Origin of the sequence: Luteimicrobium album, from assembly GCF_030161555.1 — a bacterium.
Classification (GTDB): Bacteria; Actinomycetota; Actinomycetes; order Actinomycetales; family Cellulomonadaceae; genus Luteimicrobium; species Luteimicrobium album.
In genome coordinates this window covers 2,164,627-2,182,445 of record NZ_BSUK01000001.1, presented here as the reverse complement: position 1 = coordinate 2,182,445, position 17,819 = coordinate 2,164,627, and the positions used below count along the sequence as shown (strand labels likewise).

Genomic DNA, 17,819 nt, shown 5'->3' with positions numbered 1-17,819 from the left:
AACCGAGAGGAGAACCTTCCCATGACCCGCACCCCCACCCGCGTCGCGATCAACGGCTTCGGCCGGATCGGGCGCAACGTGCTCCGCGCGCTCCTCGAGCGCGACGACACCGGCATCGAGGTCGTCGCCGTGAACGACCTCACCGAGCCCGCCGCGCTCGCGCGCCTGCTCGCGTTCGACACCACGGCCGGGCGCCTCGGGCGGCCCGTGTCCGTCGACGGGGACGACCTCGTCGTCGACGGCCGCCGCATCCGGGTGCTCGCCGAGCGCGAGCCCGCGAAGCTCCCGTGGGCCGAGCTCGGCGTCGACGTGGCGCTCGAGTCGACCGGGCGCTTCACCGCGGCCAGCGACGCCCGCGCGCACCTCGACGCCGGCGCGCGCCGCGTCCTCGTGAGCGCCCCGTCCGCCGGCGCGGACGTGACCCTGGCCCCGGGCGTGAACACCGACGCCTACGACCCGGCGAAGCACACGATCGTCTCGAACGCGTCGTGCACCACGAACGCCCTCGCGCCGCTCGCGCAGGTCCTCGACGAGCTCGCGGGCATCGAGCACGGGTTCATGACGACCGTCCACGCCTACACGCAGGAGCAGAACCTCCAGGACGGACCTCACCGCGACCCGCGCCGCGCCCGCGCGGCCGCCGAGAACATCGTCCCGACGACGACGGGCGCGGCCAAGGCGATCGGGCTCGTCCTGCCCCAGCTCGACGGCAAGCTGTCGGGCGACTCGATCCGGGTGCCCGTGCCGGTCGGGTCGATCGTCGAGCTCAACACCGTCGTCGCGCGGGACGTCACGCGCGACGACGTCCTCGCCGCCTACCGGGCCGCCGCCGACGGCCGGCTCGCGGGGATCCTCGAGTACTCGGACGACCCGCTGGTGTCGTCGGACATCACCGGGAACCCGGCGTCGTCGATCTTCGACTCGGCGCTGACCCGCGTCGACGGGCGGAACGTCAAGGTCGTCGCCTGGTACGACAACGAGTGGGGCTTCTCGAACCGCGTCATCGACACGCTCGAGCTGCTCGGCGCGTCCTGAGACGCGGACCGGCGGCGGACGACAGCTCGCCCGCCGCCGGTCAGTCCGTGACGTCCCGCTCGACGACGTACGCGTGCCCGTCCGGCCCGACGACGCGCTCGTAGACGGTCCGGATCCGCTTCTCGCGCTCGCGCGCGTGGTCCGACACCTCGCCGACGGCGTGGATGGGGCTGACCTGCGCCGGACCGAAGAACGGCAGGAACGCCGTGTCGAGGCGGTCGCTGAGGGCGCGCCCGCTGCGGCTCGGGCGGCGCTGTCGTCGTCGCACGGGGACTCCGATCGTCGGCATCTCTTGGACCACCAATACTTGGTGCACCACTCTTTGGCCCACCCTACATCTCCGGGTCCCGGCCTACGATGGCGGGGTGGCCACCACCGTCGAGCACACCAGCGAGCCCACCACGGCCGACCGCCTGCGCGACGACCCGCTCGCGCTCGAGTCGCAGGTCTGCTTCGCGCTGTCCGCAGGCGCACGCGGCCTCGTCGCGCTCTACCGGCCCCTGCTCGAGCCGCTCGGCATCACGCACCCGCAGTACCTGGTGCTCCTCGCGCTGTGGCAGGACGACACCGCCGGACGGCCCGGGACGGTGACGGACCTGGCCGACCGCCTGGCCCTCGACGCCGGCACGCTCTCGCCCCTGCTGCGCCGCCTCGAGGCCGCCGGGCTCCTGACGCGCGAGCGCTCCGCCGACGACGCGCGCGTCGTGCACGTGCGCCTCACCGACCGCGGACGGTCGCTACGGGCAGAGGCGGCGAAGGTCCCGCCCGCGATCGCCTCGGCGACGGGGCTCACGATCGACGAGCTCGCCGAGATCCACACCGCCGCGTCGAAGGTCGTGGCCGCGGCCCGCCGGGCGGGCGTCATCGGCGGCGGAGCGCCCCGCCCTGCCTGAAGCCGCCGCGAGGCAGAGCGGCCACCCGTTCTCAGTCGCGGAACGGGAGTGCGAGTCTCAGGCCGCCGACGGACGCAGGCGCCGCAGCAGCACGTAGAGCTCGCAACCGAGGCAGAAGTCGAAGACGGCGTTGAGCACGGCCGCGACGAGCGCGAGCGCGGCGGCGACCGGGACCGCGGCGCCCACGCCCGCGGCCCCGAGGACGAACCCGACCCCCGTGATGATCAGCCCGACGAGCTGCGCGAAGCGAGGCGGTCGCGGGTCCTCGAGGTCGTTCGGCGGGGCGAGACGAGGACGCACGAGGAGGCGGAACAGCGCGCCCTGCCACGTGCCCTGCGACCCGCGCGCCGCGCCGAGCGCGAAGGACAGCACGACGACCAGCAGGAGCCACACCGCGACGGACGTCCCGGCGAGCAGGAGGACGACGGCCAGCAGGACCGCGGTCACGCCGGCGCCGAACCGGGGGCCGCGCGGATCGATCCCCGCGGGTGCGGTCACGGCGCTCGTGGCGCCGGTCTGGGGCTCGTGCTCGGTCATCGGGGCTCCTGCGTGGGGTGGCGCGGACGAGCGATTCGCCTGCGACGCCGGGTCACGCCCCGACGACGGCGAGCGCCTGCTCGGCCTGCGCGCGGCCGACGGCCCCGGTCATCCGGGCGACCTCGCAGCCGTCCCGGTCGAGCACGAGCACCGTGGGTGCGCGCAGCACCGAGAAGCGTCGCACCAGGTCCAGGTTCCGGTCGATGTCCATCTCGCTGTGCGAGACATCGTCACGCCGTGCGACAAGCTCCCCGAGGACGCGCGACGTCGCGCGGCACGGGCCGCAGTGGTCCGTCGAGAACTGCACGAACGTCGCCGTGCCGGCGAGCTCGACCCTCGCTCGCGCCACGCCACGCCCGCGTCGAGCGAGCCACCCGCGCCGGACGGGCCGGCGCCGGAGGCTGCGCCGTCGGGCGCCGTGACCCGGACGACGCCCTGCCGCGAGCGCCACCACACGCCGAGGGCGAGCGCGACCACGACGACGGCCACCACGAGCAGCACGCGAACCAGCACGAGAACCTCCTCGCCGCCCGGACGGCGGCCACGCGTCAGCCGATGAGCCGACCGACCACGAAGATCAGGATGCCACCGACCGCAACGGGGACGGTGGCCGCGCTCGCGGACGCCCACCGGCCGCGCGCCGTCGGCACGTGGCCGAAGAGCGCCGTCACCGACGTCACCACGACGCCCGCGACGAGGCCCGCCCACAGTCCGGACGGCCAATCGATGCGCGGCAGGGCGCGCGCGACGCCGGCCCCCGCGGCCGCGGCGAGCACCACGGCCAGACCGATGCCCGCCCAGCCCCGGAGCGGCGTCGAGCACACCACGGCGGCCACCGCGATCGCGACGGCGCAGCTCACGACGAGCGCCGCGCCCTCCTCGGACAGCCCCGCGGCGAGCCAGCCGGAGCAGCCCACGGCGACGACGATCCCGGAGACCTCGCCCGACACGTTCGCGACGAGGTCCTCGCGCGGGCGACGCCGGGCCAGCTCGTTGACGAACGCCAGCAGCAGGCCCATCGCGACGACGACGGGCAGGTTCCGCAGCACGGGCTCGCCGTCGGTGACGTCCACGACGAGCGCCGCGCCGAGCCCGACGAGCGCCACGAGGAAGCCCGACGCGCCGCGCGCGTGCAGGTGCATGAGCCCGGGCCAGCCGATCGCCGTCAGCAGGACGAGCACGACGACGGCCCCCGCGAGGGGCACGGTGCCGAAGTACGCGGCGACCGCGACCATCGCCGCGAGGCAGGCCGTCAGGACGGAGCGGGTGGTCGCCCTCATGCGTCGCCAAGGGCCGGACACGTCCCGCACGCGCGGGCCGTCACGGGGAGACTGGGGGTGGGCACGCCTCCGAGTGTCCCAGATCTGCGCCCGGATCAGGCCATCCGCCCGGTGCGCGGGCTCACCCTGCGCGGGGCGACGCCCCGGAGGCGCTACCGTGGCGACACGCGCCGCACGACCACCGAGTGGAGGTGACGAGGTGGCCCAGCTCCTCGTGCTGACCCCGACGACGGGAGGATCCGTCGAGATCCTCCCGGCCCTCGGGCTGCTTTCGCACCGGGTACGGGTGCTGCCGATGGAGCCGTCCGCCCTGGTGGACGCCCCGGACGCCGACCTGGTGCTCCTCGACGCGCGCCGCGACCTCGTGGCCGCCCGCACCACGTGCCGCCTGCTGCGCGCGACCGGCATGACGGTGCCCCTCATGCTCGTGATGACCGAGGGCGGGCTGACCGTCGTCACGGCCGAGTGGGGGCGTCGGACGTGGTGCTGTCCGACGCCGGACCGGCCGAGGTCGAGGCCCGGATCCGTCTCGCGGTCGAACGGGGCGCGGGGAGCGCGCGCGACGACAACGAGGAGATCTCGGCGGGCGAGCTCACGATCGACGCGTCCGGGTACACGGCCCGCCTGCGGGGCCGGCCGGTCGACCTGACGTACAAGGAGTTCGAGCTCCTCAAGCACCTCGTCCAGCACCCGGGCCGGGTGTTCACGCGCGCCCAGCTCCTCCAGGAGGTCTGGGGCTACGACTACTACGGCGGCACGCGCACGGTCGACGTCCACGTCCGGCGGCTGCGCGCCAAGCTCGGGCCCGAGCACGAGCAGCTCATCGGCACGGTGCGGAACGTCGGCTACCGGTTCGACCCGCCCAAGGAGCGGCGGGAGCGGGCCGCGGCGTCCGACGGCGCCGGCTCGGCCACGCCCGACGGCGCGCCGGCCACGGACACGCCCCCGCTGGGCAGCGACCCGGTAGGTTCGCTCGGGTGATCGCCGACTACTCGACCGCCCTCGTCGGAGGCCCGTGGCGGCACGAGTTCGTCGCCGCCAACGCGGCCCGGTTCCACGTCGCGCTCGCCGAGCCGGACGACGGCTCCGGCAGCAGAGCGGGAGCCCGCGCTCCACTGCTCGTCCTGCTCCACACGTACCCGCAGTTCTGGTGGGCGTGGCGGCACCAGGTCGAGGCGCTCTCGGCCGCCGGGTACCGGGTCGCGGCCATGGACCTGCGGGGTGCAGGCGCGTCCGACAAGCCGCCGCTCGGCTACGACGTGCCCACCCGCACGCGCGACGTCGCGGGCGTGATCCGGTCGCTCGGGGCGGACTCGGCGGTCGTCGTCGGGCACGGGGAGGGTGGGACCATCGCGTGGGCGATGGCCGCGATGCAGCCCGCCGTGACCCGCGCGGTCGCGGCCCTGGCCGCACCGCACCCCGCGCACCTGCACGTGTCGCACCGCGCCCCGTACACGGCCGCGATGCGGCGGCACATCGCGTTCGCGCAGGTGCCGTTCCTGCCCGAGCGGGCGCTCGGCGACGGGCGGTTCGTCGACGAGGTGCTGCGCGGCGGGGCCGTGCGACCGTTCGACGAGGACGCGCTCGAGCTGTACCGGACCGCGGCCCGCATCCCGTTCGCGGCGCACTGCTCGACGGAGGCGCTGCGCTGGTCCGTGCGCTCGATCCCGCGCATGGACGGGCGCCGGTTCACGACGGCGGTCCGGCGGCGCGTCGACCAGCCGGGTCTCCTCCTGCTCGGGGCCGAGGACCCGTACGTCCGCACGGACGCCGCGGCGATCGACGCGACCGCGCTCGTGCGCCGGCTGCGCGTGCAGGTGCTCGACGGCGTCGGGCACTACCTGCAGGAGGAGGATCCCGAGGCGGTCTCGGGCGCGCTGCTCGACTGGCTCGCCGACCTGGACGGCTGACCCACTCCTCGGGCGGGGGTCGGGAACACGCTCCGCATACCGCACAATATGCGGGTGTCGAACGCGCAGCCCGGGTGGTACCCGGACCCCCACGCGCGCGGACGCATGCGGTGGTGGGACGGCGTGCGCTGGCACCACGCGACCCGCGCCGAGACGGAGCTCGCGCCCGCCCCGGCCGAGCCCGACGCCGCCCGCCCCGGGCCGGCGGCTCCCGACGCCACGACCCAGGCGATCCCCCTCGCACCCGTGATGCCCTCGATCATGGCGGGCGCCTCGGCACGTCCCGCGAGGCCCCCGGTGACGCCGGCCCCGGAGCCGGGCGTCGGGCCCGCGGCGAGCCCGTCCGACGACGGCGCCCCCACCTCTCGTCGACGGCGCGCCTGGTGGGCCGTGGCGGGCGGCGGCGCGGCAGCCGTCCTCCTCACGGGCATCGCCGTGGCCGCGGGCGGGGACGACGGTGCACCCGTCGCGGCGGCGAGCCCGACGACGTCCTTCCTGACCCCGGAGGCCGTCGAGCCGGCGCCCGCGCCGGTCGACACACCCACCGCCACGCCGAGCACCGCCACGGCGACCCCCACGCCGACGAGCACGCCCTCCGCGAGACCGACCCCGTCGCCCTCGCCGCGGCCGACGACCACGCTCTCGACACCGACCGCGACCCCGACGCGGCCCACCCCGAGCCGGACGGCACCGCCCACCACCACGCAGGCTCCCACGTCGCCCACGGCCCCGACCTCGACGCCGTCGACGCCGCCCCCGTCGGGCCCGAGCCCGACCCCGACGGCCACGCCGGCGCCGGCGCCGGAGCCCGTCACCGGGCCCGTCCAGCCGCGCCCCGACGGCGACTGCCCGGCGTCCGCGCCGATCAAGATCGCCTACCACACGGCCTTCGCGCCAAACACCCATTCCTACGACGACCTGGTGGCCGACCTGTGCTACGCGACCCTCGACGCCGCGCAGGCGGACGGCTACTGGCGGAGCTGGTGGTGAGCGCGCGCCGCCGGGCGCGCACGCTCGCCGTCCTCGCCACGCTCGGGATCCTCGCGACCACCACCGCGTGCACGAGCGTCGGCGCGACCGGGCAGCCCGAGGCCGCGGTGTCCTCGTCCGCCGTCGCTACGACGCCGGCTCCCGCCCCGAAGCCCACGCCCACCACCACGACGACGCGCCACCTGGGTTCGGAGGCGGCGTCGGGCACGAAGCCCGCGGCGGGGACGGCGCTCGCCGTGCTCGCGACGCTGCCCGTCAAGGGCCGGTCCGCGATGACCGGGTACACGCGCGACCAGTTCGGCCCGGCCTGGAAGGACGTCGACCACAACGGGTGCGACACGCGCAACGACGTCCTGGCGCGCGATCTCGACGACGTGACCTACAAGGCCGGGACGCACGACTGCATCGTCCTCACGGGCACCCTCCCGGACCCGTACTCGGGGCGGAGCATCGCGTTCACGCGCGGGCAGACCACGTCGACCGCGGTCCAGATCGACCACCTCGTGCCCCTCGCCGACGCCTGGCGGACCGGGGCCCAGCCCTCTCCCCGCGACCCGCGAGCTGCTCGCGAACGACCCGCTCAACCTGCTCGCCGTCGACGGCCCGCTCAACGGGCAGAAGTCCGACGGAGACGCCGCGACCTGGCTGCCGCCGTCGAAGGCGTACCGGTGCCGCTACGTCGCGCGGCAGGTCGCGGTGAAGCAGCGGTACCGCCTGTGGGTCACGTCCGCGGAGAAGGCGGCGATCACGCGGATCCTCGACACGTGCCCGGGCGAGCGGGTCCCGACCGGCGGCCTGACGGACGTCAAGGTCGCGACCCAGAAGGGACCGTCGGGGGCCGCGGCGACGTCCGCGCCGTCGTCGGGCGGTTCGAAGTCCACGACCACGAAGCACCCCGCCGTGGCGGCACCGGTCTCGAAGGACGACTGCCCGGACTGGGCTCCCATCAAGGGCAACGAGTCGAGCCACATCTACCACCTGCCGACGGGCGCGTCGTACGACGTCACGGACCCCGAGGTGTGCTTCGCAACCGAGGCCGCCGCGCAGGCCGACGGCTACCGGGCCGCGAAGGGGTAAGCGCGCTCTGCGTTCGTCCTGGGCGTACCGGAACCGGGATTGAGCGGCCCCGGCTCAAGGTTGTGGCGGTCAGACGGGAGCCAACCGGCCCCCAGCACGAATGAAGACCACCATGACCGCAACAGCAACCGGCTTCGCCGACGTCGACCGCCTGGTCCGCGACCTGTGGACCGCCCGCACGGCTCGTCCGGCCGCCCGGCCCGAGTCCGGCTTCTCCCCCGCCGCGGACGTCTACCGCGCGGGTGACGACCTCGTCGCCCGCTTCGACCTGCCAGGCGTCGACCCGGCGACCGACGTGTCGGTCGAGGTCCAGGGCCGCCGCCTGGTCGTGTCGGGCGAGCGCAAGGACACCCGGGCTGCCGGGTCCGACGACGCGCGCCGGATCCGCGAGACCCGGTACGGGTCGTTCCGCCGCGTCGTGACGCTGCCTCGCGCCGCGTGCGGCGAGGACGTGACCGCCCGGTACGACGCCGGCGTCCTCACCGTCACGGTCGGCGGCGTGCTCGCCGGTCCGGCGCACGCCGGGCCGACCCCTCGTGTGACCCACCCCACATCGAGTCGTGGGCCGTGCCGGGAAAGGTTGCCCCCGTCTCGCCGTTGCTCTGACAGCAGGGGCTCCCGCCGCAGCATCGGAGCAACCATGACCCGCCCGACGTCCCTCACCCGGCTCGACTTCGGCCCTGTCGTCCTCGGCGGCAACGTCTTCGGCTGGACCGCGGACCGAGACGAGGGCTTCCGCGTCCTCGACGCGTTCGTCGACGGCGGCGGGCGGTCGATCGACACCGCCGACGTCTACCCGGCCTGGGTGCCGGGGAACTCCGGCGGCGAGTCCGAGGCGATCATCGGCGAGTGGCTCGCCTCGCGCGGGAACCGCGACCGCGTCGAGATCGCGACCGAGGTGTTCTCGCTCGCCACCCGGCCGGGCCTGTCGCCGGCCAACATCAGGGCCGCGGTCGAGGACTCGCTGCGCCGCCTGCGGACCGACCACCTCGACCTCTACTACGCCCACCGCGACGACGCCGACGTCCCGCAGGAGGAGTACCTGTCGGCGTTCGACGCGCTCGTGCGCGAGGGCAAGGTGCGCGAGCTCGGGGCCTCGAACTTCACCGCCGACCGACTCGCGTCCGCCGCGAAGATCGCCGAGGCGGAGGGCCTGACCCCGTTCACGGTCGCGCAGGACCGCTGGTCGCTCGTCGAGCGCGGCATCGAGGACGAGCTGGTCCCCGCACTCCGCGACCTCGGCGTTGTCGAGGCGCCCTACGCGTCCCTCGCGTCGGGATTCCTCAGCGGCAAGTACCGGATCGGTGCGACCGTCGAGTCGGCGCGCGCCCGCGCCGCCGGGAAGTACCTCGACGACCCCCGTGCCCTCGCCCTCCTGCCCGTGCTCGACGACGTCGCCTCGGCCCACGGCACGAGCGTCGCAGCGGTCGCGCTCGCGTGGCTGCGGCAGCAGGACGTCGTCGCCGCGCCGATCGCGAGCGGGCGCACGGTCGAGCAGGTCGAGGCGCTGCTCGCCTCCGCGCACGTGGAGCTGTCCGCCGACGAGCTCGCCCGCCTGGCCGAGGTCACCGCGCCCGGCGCCTGAGCGGGACGGCGCCCAACACGCGGCTGCTCCTCGTGGGAGGTCAGCTCCCCAGGCGGCGGGTCAGCCTCGCCAACGACTCCTCGAACGCGGGAAGGTCGACCTCGACGGTGGCGCGAATGATGGCTCGGTCCACCTCGAGGTAGTCGTGCGCGATCCGGTTCCGGGTCGCCCAGATCGCGGGCTACGAGGTACCGAACGCGTCGTCTCGCGCCCCGTCGGACAACCGTGACGCAGCCTCGATCGACGACGCGAGCCGCAGGCACACGGCATCGATTGACACCTCGTCGTCGAGGCCGTGTCGTTCGACGTGGCGCCGGAGCACGGCAAGGTGCTCGAGCGCACGCCGCGCATGCTCGATGTCCCGACCGGCCGGGTTCACAGGGGGATCGACTCGACGGTGCGAGCGACGTCCTCACGGAGCGAGTCCGCCGGCACGACGTCGACGTCCCGTCCGATCAGCTCCCGCAGCTCGACCTCGAGCGCCCCGAGCTGGAAGAGCCCGACACCGGGCGCGACGTCGACGAGCAGGTCCACGTCGGAGTCCGCGGTGTCCTCTCCGCGTGCGACGGACCCGGACAGGCGGAGGTTGTGCACCCCGCGCCGGGCCGCGGTGGCAACGATGGCGTCGCGGCGCTCGGTGAGCACGAGCTCGATCACGGCCTGCCGAGCGGACTCGCGCGACACGCCGTGCATCGCTGTCTCGGCGACCTCGACCGATGGAGCGGCGCGCAGCAGCCGATGGACCTCCGGCTGGCTCCGTCCCACGCTCACCCCGATCCGCCGTTGGCTCCACCCGTTGGCGCTCGCGCGCGCGACGGCACGTTCCAACACGCTCGAGGCCTCCCGGCGCAGCCTCTCCGCCCGCTCGGCAGCATGAGAAAGATGCTGCTCGAGCACCTCGTCCTGTGTCATGACCTACCCCCGGTCATCGGCGATAGGTCATGCTATCAGTCCGACCGAATCAGGCCGGGACCGCCGTCCCCCGGCGCCCGACGGCGGCCGCCACGGCCGGGTGCACGACCTCCCCGTCGACGGTGCTGAGCCCGTGCGCGAGGGCGGGGTCGTCGGCGACGGCGGCGTGCCAGCCGCGGTCGGCGAGCTCGCGCACGTACGGCAGGGTCGCGTTCGTGAGGGCCGGGGTCGCGGTCGACGCCGCGGCGCCCGGCATGTTGGCGACGCAGTAGAACAGCGACCCCTCGACGCGGAAGGTCGGGTCCGCGTGCGTCGTCGGGTGCGAGTCCTCGAAGCAGCCGCCCTGGTCGATCGCGACGTCGACGAGCACGCTCCCAGGCTTCATCCGGGCGACGAGCTCCCGGCTGACGAGCCGCGGGGCCCGCGCCCCGGGCACGAGGACGGCCCCGACGACGAGGTCCGCGTCGAGCAGGGTCCGCTCGACCTCGTACGCGCTCGACGCCACGGTCGCGACCCGGCCCTGGAACATCGCGTCGATCTCCCGCAGGCGCGGGAGAGACAGGTCGAGCACGGTCGTGCAGGCGCCGAGCGCCACGGCCTGACGCGCCGCCTCGAGCCCGGCGGTCCCGCCGCCGAGGATCGCGACGTGCGCGGGCCGCACCCCGGGACCCCGCCGAGCAGCGTCCCCGAGCCGCCCTGCGCGCCGAGCAGGTGGTACGCGCCGACGACGACCGACATCCGCCCCGCGACCTCGCTCATGGGCGCGAGGAGCGGCAGGCTCCCGTCGGGGAGCTGGACGGTCTCGTACGCGAGCGCCGTCGTGCGGGCGCCCAGGAGCGCGTCGACGAGAGGCAGGTCCGCGGCGAGGTGCAGGTAGGTGAACAGCACGAGGTCCGGGCGCAGGTACCGGTACTCCGACGCGACGGGCTCCTTGACCTTGAGGACGAGGTCCGCTCCCCACGCCTCGTCCACGGACCCGAGCCGCGCGCCGACGGCCGTGTAGGCGTCGTCGGGCAGGCCGGAGCCCAGCCCCGCGCCCCGCTGCACGACGACGTCGTGCCCGGTCCGCACCAGGTCCAGCGCGCCTGCGGGCGTGAGGGCGACGCGACCCTCGTGGTCCTTGACCTCGGTGGGCACTCCGATGCGCATGACCGCTCCTTCTCCGGGTCCGGCCGCACTGCCGGACAGTCACCGTGATAGGCGCCACACTAGGAAGAACGTCCCGTCCCACGAGGCTGAGACGAAGATTCTTCGGTCGAGAGCACCAGGAGCGCAGAAGATGCCGAGAAGACGCACGGGGGCGGCCGCCCAGCGTTCAGGCGTTCGACCGCCGCCGAGCCTCGACGACCTCGACGAGCAGATCCTCTGGGAGCTCGCCCGCGACGCCGACGTGACCAACGCGGCGCTCGCCGAGCGCCTGCACGTCGCGCCGTCGACGACGCACGCGAGGGTTCGTGCTCTGCGCGAGGCCGGGGTGCTCGGCCCCGCGCACGCCGACGTCGACTACCGGGCCGTGGGGCTGCCCCTGCAGGCGATCATCTCGGTACGGCTGCGCGCCCAGGCGCGCACCGTCATCAAGACGTTCGCCGCGAAGATGGCCCGGCACCCCAACGTGCTCGACGTGTTCTTCGTGGGCGGCCAGGACGACTTCCTCGTGCGGGTCGTGACGACGTCGCCCGAGCAGCTCCGCGACTTCGTGGCCGGGCCGCTGTCGAGCGACCCCGTGGTCGCGTCGACGCACACGCAGATCGTCTTCGATCACCTGCGCGGCCTCGATCACTGGTCCGACGCGCACGGCTTCGGCGAGCTGCGCGGCCCGCTGGGGTGACGGCGGCGCCCGCGTCAGCGCCGGACGCGCGCGAGCAGCCGCTCGTCGAGCACCACGTCGTGCGGGAGCCGCGCGAGCCCGGCGCCCGTCGCGGCGATGCCGGCCCGGGCGAGGACGTCCGCGAGCGCCGACCAGTGCAGCTCGGCCTCCTCCTTGCGAGTGCGCCCGGGCATGGGCTCGTCGGGCCCGACGACGACGCGCGCGGTCGCCTCGAGCTCGGCGACGGTCAGCCGGTCCGACGTACCGGGCGGGCCGGACGTGCTCCACCCGCGGTCGTCGAGCAGGACGACGTGCCGCCCGTCGTCGAGGACGGCGTCGAGCCGGGCGGAGACGGAGTACGAGCGCCCGTCGACCGCGGCACGCTCGAGCCGCAGCTGCGTCTCGAGGCGGGCTACGGAGCGAGCGGGTCGGGCCATGCGTCCATCGTGCCAGGGGTCGCGTCGTGCCCACCCTCCCCTGCGCCGACGCGGCGGGCACCCGCGGTGCCTCCGGCACGTGCGTCACGTCACCCGGTGTTCACGATTCGGTGCCACCATGAGGTCATGACTGAGGGCACCGCCGGCACCACGCAAGCCACTCTCGAGCCCGAGCTGGCCGCGCACATCGCGGAGCACATCTCCGACGACGTGAGCGGCCACGCGCTGGCCGGCCTGCCCGCGGCCGGCGACGGGCAGGAACGGGAGGCGCTCCCCGACCTCCCGGACGACCGCTTCCTCGACCGCGAGGTGAGCTGGCTCGCGTTCAACCGCCGGGTCCTGGAGCTCGCCGAGGACGACACCCTGCCGCTGCTCGAGCGGGTCCGCTTCCTGGCGATCGTGGCGTCGAACCTCGACGAGTTCTTCATGGTCCGAGTCGCCGGCCTGAAGCGCCGCATCGCGACGGGTATCGCGATGACGGCGGCGTCGGGCCTGTCCCCGCACCAGGTGCTGGAGGCCATCAGCGAGCACGCGCACGCGCACATGGCGCAGCACGCGCGCGTGTTCCGCGAGCAGGTGCAGCCGGCGCTGGTCGGCGAGGGCATCACGCTCGTCCACTGGGACGAGCTGTCGGACCACGAGCAGGACCGGCTGCGCAAGTACTTCCGCAAGCAGATCTTCCCGGTCCTGACGCCGCTGGCGGTCGACCCCGCCCACCCGTTCCCGTACATCTCGGGGCTCTCGCTGAACCTGGCGGTCGTCGTGGTGAACCCCGCGACGGGCAAGGAGCACTTCGCCCGGGTCAAGGTGCCGCCGCTGCTGCCGCGCTTCATCGCCGTCGACGCGCGGGGCCGCCCGTCGGCGCCGAGCTCCCAGACCGCGGACCCGGAGAAGGGTCCGACGTCGTTCGTCCCGATCGAGGAGGTCATCGGCCAGCACCTCGACCACCTCTTCCCCGGCATGGAGGTGCTCGAGCACCACACGTTCCGAGTCACCCGCAACGAGGACGTGGAGGTCGAGGAGGACGATGCCGAGAACCTCCTCAAGGCCATGGAGAAGGAGCTCCTCCGGCGCCGGTTCGGGCCGCCGGTGCGGCTCGAGCTGGCCGAGGGCATCAGCCCCCGCATCCGCGAGCTGCTGATCCGGGAGCTCGGGATGGACGCCTCGGAGGTCTACACGCTCCCGGCGCCCCTCGACCTCACGGGCCTCAACGTGATCGCGGACCTCGAGCGCCCCGAGCTGCACTACCCGCGCTTCGTCCCGACGACGCACCGGCTCCTCGCCGAGGTCGAGTCGGCCCTCCCGACGGACATCTTCGCGGCGATCCGCGAGCAGGACATCCTGCTCCACCACCCGTACGACTCGTTCTCGACGTCGGTGCAGACGTTCGTCCAGCAGGCCGCGGCGGACCCGCACGTGCTCGCGATCAAGCAGACGCTCTACCGGACCTCCGGCGACTCGCCCATCGTCGACGCCCTCATCGACGCGGCCGAGGCGGGCAAGCAGGTGCTCGCGCTCGTCGAGATCAAGGCACGGTTCGACGAGCAGGCGAACATCTCGTGGGCGCGCAAGCTCGAGCAGGCCGGCGTGCACGTCGTCTACGGGATCGTGGGCCTGAAGACGCACTGCAAGCTCGCGCTCGTCGTGCGGCAGGAGCCCGACGGCTCGCTGCGCCGCTACTGCCACGTCGGCACCGGCAACTACAACCCGAAGACCGCGCGCCTGTACACGGACCTCGGGCTGCTGACGTGCGACCCCGACGTCGGACAGGACCTCACGAGGCTGTTCAACCAGCTGTCGGGGTACGCGCCGCGCTCGACGTTCCACCGTCTCCTCGTGGCGCCCCGGGCCGTGCGGATGGGCCTGATCGAGCGGATCGAGCGCGAGCGCCGGGCCTCGCTCGAGGGCCGCGAGGCGTGGATCAGGATCAAGGTCAACTCGATCGTCGACGAGGCCACCATCGACGCGCTGTACCGCGCATCCCAGGCGGGTGTCCCGGTCGATCTGGTGGTGCGCGGCATCTGCGCGCTCCGGGCCGGCGTCCCCGGGCTGTCGGAGACGATCCGCGTCCGCTCGATCCTCGGCCGGTACCTCGAGCACTCGCGCATCTACGCGTTCGCGAACTCGTCGGGCCAGCCGTCGGACGAGCCCGCTGTCACCGGGACGTCCGACGGCGCAGGCCCCGGCCCGGAGATCTTCATCGGGTCCGCGGACCTCATGCACCGCAACCTCGACCGCCGCGTCGAGGCGCTCGTGCGCCTCACCGACCCGGGCCAGCTCGACGAGCTGCTCGAGCTCTTCGACCTGTCGATGGCGGACACGACGAGCAGCTGGCACCTGCAACCCGACGGGACGTGGGTGCGGCACGACCGGCAGGTGGACGGCGAGCCGCTCGCCGACCTGCAGGACGTGCTCATCGCGCGTCAACGAGCCCAGCTGTCGTCGGCGCGGGCGGTCGCCTCGTGACGCAGGGCTCGAGGAGGGCGGTCGGCGGCGTGAGCCCCGTGCTGACGACGCCCTACGAGTCACCGAAGCCGAGCAAGGCCACGTCCCGGCGGCCGACGGTGCTGAACCCGGTCGAGATGACGCAGCACCGCACGCTGCCGCGCGCCCGGTCGCGGCTCATCGAGGCCGCCGGCGCGCTCGTGTGGCGCGAGCGCCACCACCAGCTCCAGGTGCTCCTGATCCACCGGCCCCGGTACGACGACTGGTCGTGGCCCAAGGGCAAGGTCGACCCGGGCGAGTCGCGCGCGGCCACGGCCGTGCGCGAGGTCCAGGAGGAGACGGGGCTCGCCGTCGTGCTCGGGCAGCCTCTGCCCGGACTGCAGTACCTGGTGCCCGACGGGCGCGTGAAGCGCGTGTACTACTGGGCCGCACGGACCGCCTCGGACGCCGACGCCCCAGCGATCCGCGCCCGCCACCCCGTCGCACCCGTGGACGAGCGCGAGATCGACCACAAGGAGTGGCTCGGCGTCGAGGAGGCCGCGCGGCGGCTGACCCGCACGGCGGACCGCCAGCCGCTCGTCGCGCTGCTCGACGCGCACGCGCACGGCCGCCTGACCACGCACGCCGTGGTGGTCGCCCGGCACGGCAGCGCGGTCCAGCGCGCGCAGTGGGCCGGCAAGGAGCACGCCCGGCCCGTCACGCCGACGGGCTGGGCGCAGGCCGCGGCCCTCGTGCCCGTCCTGGCCGCCTACGGCGTGCGCGACCTCGTGACGAGCCGGTGGACGCGGTGCGCCCAGACCGTCGCCCCGTATGCGAGCGCGTCGGGGCTCGAGACGCGGCGGCACGGCCCGCTCACCGAGGCCCAGCACGAGAAGTCGCCCGCCCGCGTGGCCGCGACCGTCCGGGAGCTCCTCGAGGCCGAGGAGTCGTCGGTGCTGTGCACGCACCGGCCCGTGCTTCCCACGGTCCTCGACGTTCTGTCCGAGCACACGGGCCGCAACGTCGCGGACGCGCTCCCCGCAAGGACCCGTACCTGGAGCCCGGGGAGGCGCTCGTCGCGCACGTCGCGCTCACCGCGAAGGGTCCGCGCGTCGTGGCGGCCGAGACGATCACGCCGGCCCTCTGACAGCTGGTTCAGCGCGCTGCGAGCGCACGCCCCGCGGCGACGGCGGACGCGTCCGCCTCCTTCTTCAGGAGCGCTGCGGCCTCGGTGAACTCGTCGAGCGCGGGGTTGACGCCAACGAGCGTGAACTCGCGCTCGATCACCGTGAGGTCGGCCTTCCAGACGTCCGCGAGGATGCGGCGCAGGTAGTCGATGCTGTGGTCCCAGCCCTCCTTGGGAGTGCCGGGCGCGTAGGAGCCACCGCGGGTCGTGAGGAGCACGGTGGGCGTGCCCTCGAGCAGAGGCGTCCCCGCGCCGCCGCCGGCGATCGCGAGGTCGATCCACGTCTTGACGTGCTGCGAGACGCCCCAGTTGTAGAGCGGGAGGGCGAGGACGGCCGCGTCGGCGGAGCGCAGCTCCTCGGCCACGGACCCGGCGAGGGCGAGCGCGTCGTGCTGCTCGGGGGTGCGGTCGGCCTCGGGCGTGAAGCCCGCCCCGACCGCGGTGGCCCACGCGTCGGCGGGCAGCGGCTCGGCGCCGAGGTGACGCCGGACGACGGTGACGTCGGGCCGGGCATCGACGAGCTCGGTAGTCACGAGGTCGGCGAGCGCGCTGCTGGCCGACGCCGGGCCCTGGATGCTCGCGTCCACGCGGAGGACGTTCATGAGGGGCTCCTGATCCTCGGGCCACGGCGACCCGGGTCGCATTGAATGTTCAAGGCGAACGGTACGCCCCCTTACTTGAATGTTCAAGTCAGCTAGACTCGAGCGCATGAGCACCGAGGCGACCCAGACAGCGCCCGCGCTGTCCGGCGCCCAGTCCGAGGCCTGGACGGCGCTGGCCGCGCTCCTCGCGACGCTCCCGACGGCGCTCGACAACCAGCTCAAGCGCGACGCCGGCATGAACCTGTACGAGTACCACGTGCTCGCCGCGCTGTCGGCCGCCCCCGGGCAGGTCCTGCCCATGACCGACCTCGCGCTCAGCGCCCAGGGCTCGGCGTCGCGCCTCTCCCACGCCGTGACGCGCCTCGAGCGAGCGGGCTGGGTCGAGCGCGTCAGCTGCACCGAGGCCGGCCGGCGGACGAGCGCCGTCCTGACGCCCGCCGGCGCGGCCCGCCTGCGCACGGTCGCGGACGGTCACCTGCGCGAGGTCCGCAGGCTCGTCGTCGACACGCTGACACCCGAGCAGCTCGCCCAGCTCGGGGACGCCGCCCGGGCGATCGTCGGCGCGACCGACCCCGAGGTCGACGCGTCGCTCGGCACGACGCCCTGCACCGCCCCGACCGGCCCCCTCTGCTGACCGTGCCCGGCCCGGCCGACGCCCACCCCACGGACCCGGTCACCGTCCGCGAGGCCACGCCCGACGACGTCCCCGCAGTGAGCGCCGTCCAGGCGGCCGTCGGTCGCACCTCCTCGGCAGCGGCGGCGCACGCCCTGCGGGAGGCCGTCCTGGACCCCGACCGGCTCGGCGTCGTCGCGCTCGCGGGTGGGGACGTCGTCGGCTGGGCCAAGACGCACCACTACCCCGACGCCGACGGCCCGGCGCCCGCGGGCCACTACCTCGGCGGGATCGCCGTCGCCCCGGACGTCCGGGGGCTCGGCGCGGGGACCCTGCTCACGCAGGCCCGCCTGGACTGGATCCGTGCGCGCTCGGACACCGCCCTCTACTTCGCGAACGCGCGGAACGCCGCCTCGCTGGCGCTCCACGCCCGCTGGGGGTTCGTGGAGGTCGCCCGCGGGGCCGCGTTCCGTGGGGTCTCGTTCGACGGCGGCACGGGCATCCTGCTGAGCGCCCGGCTCGGCTGAGCCC

General features: G+C 74.5%; 20 protein-coding genes and 3 pseudogenes. 13 read left to right on the top strand and 10 right to left on the bottom strand.

The genetic code is table 11. The features are described from left to right. Positions 1–21: 21 nt before the first annotated feature. Positions 22–1,035, top strand: coding sequence for a type I glyceraldehyde-3-phosphate dehydrogenase (gene gap, locus QQK45_RS11340; RefSeq protein ID WP_284293337.1), 1,014 nt, complete (start codon positions 22–24; stop codon positions 1,033–1,035). 40 nt (positions 1,036–1,075) lie between these two features. Here gap and QQK45_RS11335 read toward each other — a convergent pair whose 3' ends face one another. Then, the gene (locus QQK45_RS11335) at positions 1,076–1,324 is read right to left on the bottom strand and encodes a hypothetical protein (protein WP_284293336.1); all 249 of its coding nucleotides are present in this window, start codon (positions 1,322–1,324) and stop codon (positions 1,076–1,078) included. A 76-nt stretch (positions 1,325–1,400) separates the two neighbouring features. On the opposite strand from QQK45_RS11335, the gene QQK45_RS11330 reads away from it, so the two are divergent. Beyond that, positions 1,401–1,928 (top strand): MarR family winged helix-turn-helix transcriptional regulator, encoded by a 528-nt coding sequence (locus tag QQK45_RS11330; protein ID WP_284293334.1) that lies wholly within the window; start codon positions 1,401–1,403, stop codon positions 1,926–1,928. A 57-nt stretch (positions 1,929–1,985) separates the two neighbouring features. On the opposite strand, the gene QQK45_RS11325 is transcribed toward QQK45_RS11330, so the two are convergent. The 3 genes from QQK45_RS11325 to QQK45_RS11315 all read right to left on the bottom strand — a co-directional run bounded on the left by QQK45_RS11325 (position 1,986) and on the right by QQK45_RS11315 (position 3,745). After that, positions 1,986–2,465, bottom strand: coding sequence for a DUF4395 domain-containing protein (locus tag QQK45_RS11325; protein ID WP_284293333.1), 480 nt, complete (start codon positions 2,463–2,465; stop codon positions 1,986–1,988). A gap of 52 nt (positions 2,466–2,517) precedes the next feature. Continuing rightward, positions 2,518–2,814: a thioredoxin family protein gene (locus QQK45_RS11320; RefSeq protein ID WP_284293332.1), complete on the bottom strand. Its 297-nt coding sequence runs from the start codon at positions 2,812–2,814 to the stop codon at positions 2,518–2,520. Between the two features lie 199 nt (positions 2,815–3,013). Next, a complete protein-coding gene (locus QQK45_RS11315) occupies positions 3,014–3,745 on the bottom strand; it encodes a hypothetical protein (RefSeq protein WP_284293331.1) in 732 nt (243 codons plus the stop codon). A gap of 199 nt (positions 3,746–3,944) precedes the next feature. Between QQK45_RS11315 and QQK45_RS11310 the strand changes: the two are divergent. The 6 genes and pseudogenes from QQK45_RS11310 to QQK45_RS22255 all read left to right on the top strand — a co-directional run bounded on the left by QQK45_RS11310 (position 3,945) and on the right by QQK45_RS22255 (position 9,307). Beyond that, positions 3,945–4,726, top strand: a pseudogene (locus QQK45_RS11310) (winged helix-turn-helix domain-containing protein). Further along, positions 4,723–5,655, top strand: a complete 933-nt coding sequence (locus tag QQK45_RS11305; RefSeq protein WP_284293330.1) for an alpha/beta fold hydrolase — start codon at positions 4,723–4,725, stop codon at positions 5,653–5,655. The pseudogene QQK45_RS11310 and the gene QQK45_RS11305 overlap by 4 nt, the downstream one beginning before the upstream one ends. A 54-nt stretch (positions 5,656–5,709) precedes the next feature. Next, a complete protein-coding gene (locus QQK45_RS11300) occupies positions 5,710–6,645 on the top strand; it encodes a DUF2510 domain-containing protein (RefSeq protein WP_284293329.1) in 936 nt (311 codons plus the stop codon). A 561-nt stretch (positions 6,646–7,206) separates the two neighbouring features. Further along, positions 7,207–7,338, top strand: a pseudogene (locus tag QQK45_RS22265) (deoxyribonuclease); the annotation flags it as partial. Between the two features lie 3 nt (positions 7,339–7,341). Continuing rightward, positions 7,342–7,722, top strand: a complete 381-nt coding sequence (locus QQK45_RS22260) for a sunset domain-containing protein (protein ID WP_348525215.1) — start codon at positions 7,342–7,344, stop codon at positions 7,720–7,722. A 112-nt stretch (positions 7,723–7,834) separates the two neighbouring features. Beyond that, positions 7,835–9,307 carry an aldo/keto reductase gene (locus tag QQK45_RS22255; RefSeq protein ID WP_348525214.1) on the top strand — a complete coding sequence of 491 codons (1,473 nt, stop codon included), beginning with the start codon at positions 7,835–7,837 and terminating at the stop codon, positions 9,305–9,307. A 40-nt stretch (positions 9,308–9,347) separates the two neighbouring features. Here QQK45_RS22255 and QQK45_RS23215 read toward each other — a convergent pair whose 3' ends face one another. The 4 genes and pseudogenes from QQK45_RS23215 to ald all read right to left on the bottom strand — a co-directional run bounded on the left by QQK45_RS23215 (position 9,348) and on the right by ald (position 11,368). Next, entirely contained in the window at positions 9,348–9,482 is a 135-nt protein-coding gene (locus QQK45_RS23215) for a HepT-like ribonuclease domain-containing protein (RefSeq protein WP_431310334.1), read from the bottom strand. A 6-nt stretch (positions 9,483–9,488) separates the two neighbouring features. After that, a complete protein-coding gene (locus QQK45_RS11280) occupies positions 9,489–9,686 on the bottom strand; it encodes a hypothetical protein (RefSeq protein WP_284293328.1) in 198 nt (65 codons plus the stop codon). Further along, the gene (locus QQK45_RS11275; protein WP_284293326.1) at positions 9,683–10,219 is read right to left on the bottom strand and encodes a nucleotidyltransferase family protein; all 537 of its coding nucleotides are present in this window, start codon (positions 10,217–10,219) and stop codon (positions 9,683–9,685) included. The genes QQK45_RS11280 and QQK45_RS11275 overlap by 4 nt, the downstream gene beginning before the upstream one ends. A gap of 49 nt (positions 10,220–10,268) precedes the next feature. Next, positions 10,269–11,368: pseudogene (gene ald / locus QQK45_RS11270) on the bottom strand (alanine dehydrogenase). A gap of 130 nt (positions 11,369–11,498) precedes the next feature. Here ald and QQK45_RS11265 point away from each other — a divergent pair. Continuing rightward, positions 11,499–12,047 (top strand): Lrp/AsnC family transcriptional regulator, encoded by a 549-nt coding sequence (locus tag QQK45_RS11265; protein ID WP_284293325.1) that lies wholly within the window; start codon positions 11,499–11,501, stop codon positions 12,045–12,047. Between the two features lie 14 nt (positions 12,048–12,061). Here QQK45_RS11265 and QQK45_RS11260 read toward each other — a convergent pair whose 3' ends face one another. Further along, positions 12,062–12,463, bottom strand: coding sequence for a hypothetical protein (locus QQK45_RS11260; RefSeq protein WP_284293324.1), 402 nt, complete (start codon positions 12,461–12,463; stop codon positions 12,062–12,064). A 126-nt stretch (positions 12,464–12,589) separates the two neighbouring features. Between QQK45_RS11260 and QQK45_RS11255 the strand changes: the two genes are divergently transcribed. Together QQK45_RS11255 and QQK45_RS11250 are read left to right on the top strand one after the other, a co-directional pair. Beyond that, the gene (locus tag QQK45_RS11255; protein ID WP_284293323.1) at positions 12,590–14,929 is read left to right on the top strand and encodes an RNA degradosome polyphosphate kinase; all 2,340 of its coding nucleotides are present in this window, start codon (positions 12,590–12,592) and stop codon (positions 14,927–14,929) included. A 29-nt stretch (positions 14,930–14,958) separates the two neighbouring features. Next, a complete protein-coding gene (locus tag QQK45_RS11250; protein WP_348525213.1) occupies positions 14,959–16,122 on the top strand; it encodes an NUDIX hydrolase in 1,164 nt (387 codons plus the stop codon). On the opposite strand, the gene QQK45_RS11245 is transcribed toward QQK45_RS11250, so the two are convergent. Then, positions 16,043–16,675, bottom strand: a complete 633-nt coding sequence (locus tag QQK45_RS11245; protein ID WP_284293321.1) for an FMN-dependent NADH-azoreductase — start codon at positions 16,673–16,675, stop codon at positions 16,043–16,045. The genes QQK45_RS11250 and QQK45_RS11245 overlap by 80 nt on opposite strands. Positions 16,676–16,781: 106 nt before the next feature. Between QQK45_RS11245 and QQK45_RS11240 the strand changes: the two genes are divergently transcribed. Next, positions 16,782–17,309: a MarR family winged helix-turn-helix transcriptional regulator gene (locus tag QQK45_RS11240; protein WP_284293320.1), complete on the top strand. Its 528-nt coding sequence runs from the start codon at positions 16,782–16,784 to the stop codon at positions 17,307–17,309. A 2-nt stretch (positions 17,310–17,311) separates the two neighbouring features. Next, a complete protein-coding gene (locus tag QQK45_RS11235) occupies positions 17,312–17,815 on the top strand; it encodes a GNAT family N-acetyltransferase (RefSeq protein ID WP_284293319.1) in 504 nt (167 codons plus the stop codon). Positions 17,816–17,819: the final 4 nt, after the last annotated feature.

Excerpts from the sequence above, each read along its gene's own strand:
- QQK45_RS11255 (WP_284293323.1), top strand. The coding sequence starts at position 12,590 with ATGACTGAGGGCACCGCCGGCACCACGCAAGCCACTCTCGAGCCCGAG.
- QQK45_RS11260 (WP_284293324.1), bottom strand. The coding sequence starts at position 12,463 with ATGGCCCGACCCGCTCGCTCCGTAGCCCGCCTCGAGACGCAGCTGCGG.
- QQK45_RS11325 (WP_284293333.1), bottom strand. The coding sequence starts at position 2,465 with ATGACCGAGCACGAGCCCCAGACCGGCGCCACGAGCGCCGTGACCGCA.
- QQK45_RS11315 (WP_284293331.1), bottom strand. The coding sequence starts at position 3,745 with ATGAGGGCGACCACCCGCTCCGTCCTGACGGCCTGCCTCGCGGCGATG.
- gap (WP_284293337.1), top strand. The coding sequence starts at position 22 with ATGACCCGCACCCCCACCCGCGTCGCGATCAACGGCTTCGGCCGGATC.
- QQK45_RS11265 (WP_284293325.1), top strand. The coding sequence starts at position 11,499 with ATGCCGAGAAGACGCACGGGGGCGGCCGCCCAGCGTTCAGGCGTTCGA.
- QQK45_RS11275 (WP_284293326.1), bottom strand. The coding sequence starts at position 10,219 with ATGACACAGGACGAGGTGCTCGAGCAGCATCTTTCTCATGCTGCCGAG.
- QQK45_RS11240 (WP_284293320.1), top strand. The coding sequence starts at position 16,782 with ATGAGCACCGAGGCGACCCAGACAGCGCCCGCGCTGTCCGGCGCCCAG.
- QQK45_RS11335 (WP_284293336.1), bottom strand. The coding sequence starts at position 1,324 with ATGCCGACGATCGGAGTCCCCGTGCGACGACGACAGCGCCGCCCGAGC.
- QQK45_RS11245 (WP_284293321.1), bottom strand. The coding sequence starts at position 16,675 with ATGAACGTCCTCCGCGTGGACGCGAGCATCCAGGGCCCGGCGTCGGCC.
- QQK45_RS22255 (WP_348525214.1), top strand. The coding sequence starts at position 7,835 with ATGACCGCAACAGCAACCGGCTTCGCCGACGTCGACCGCCTGGTCCGC.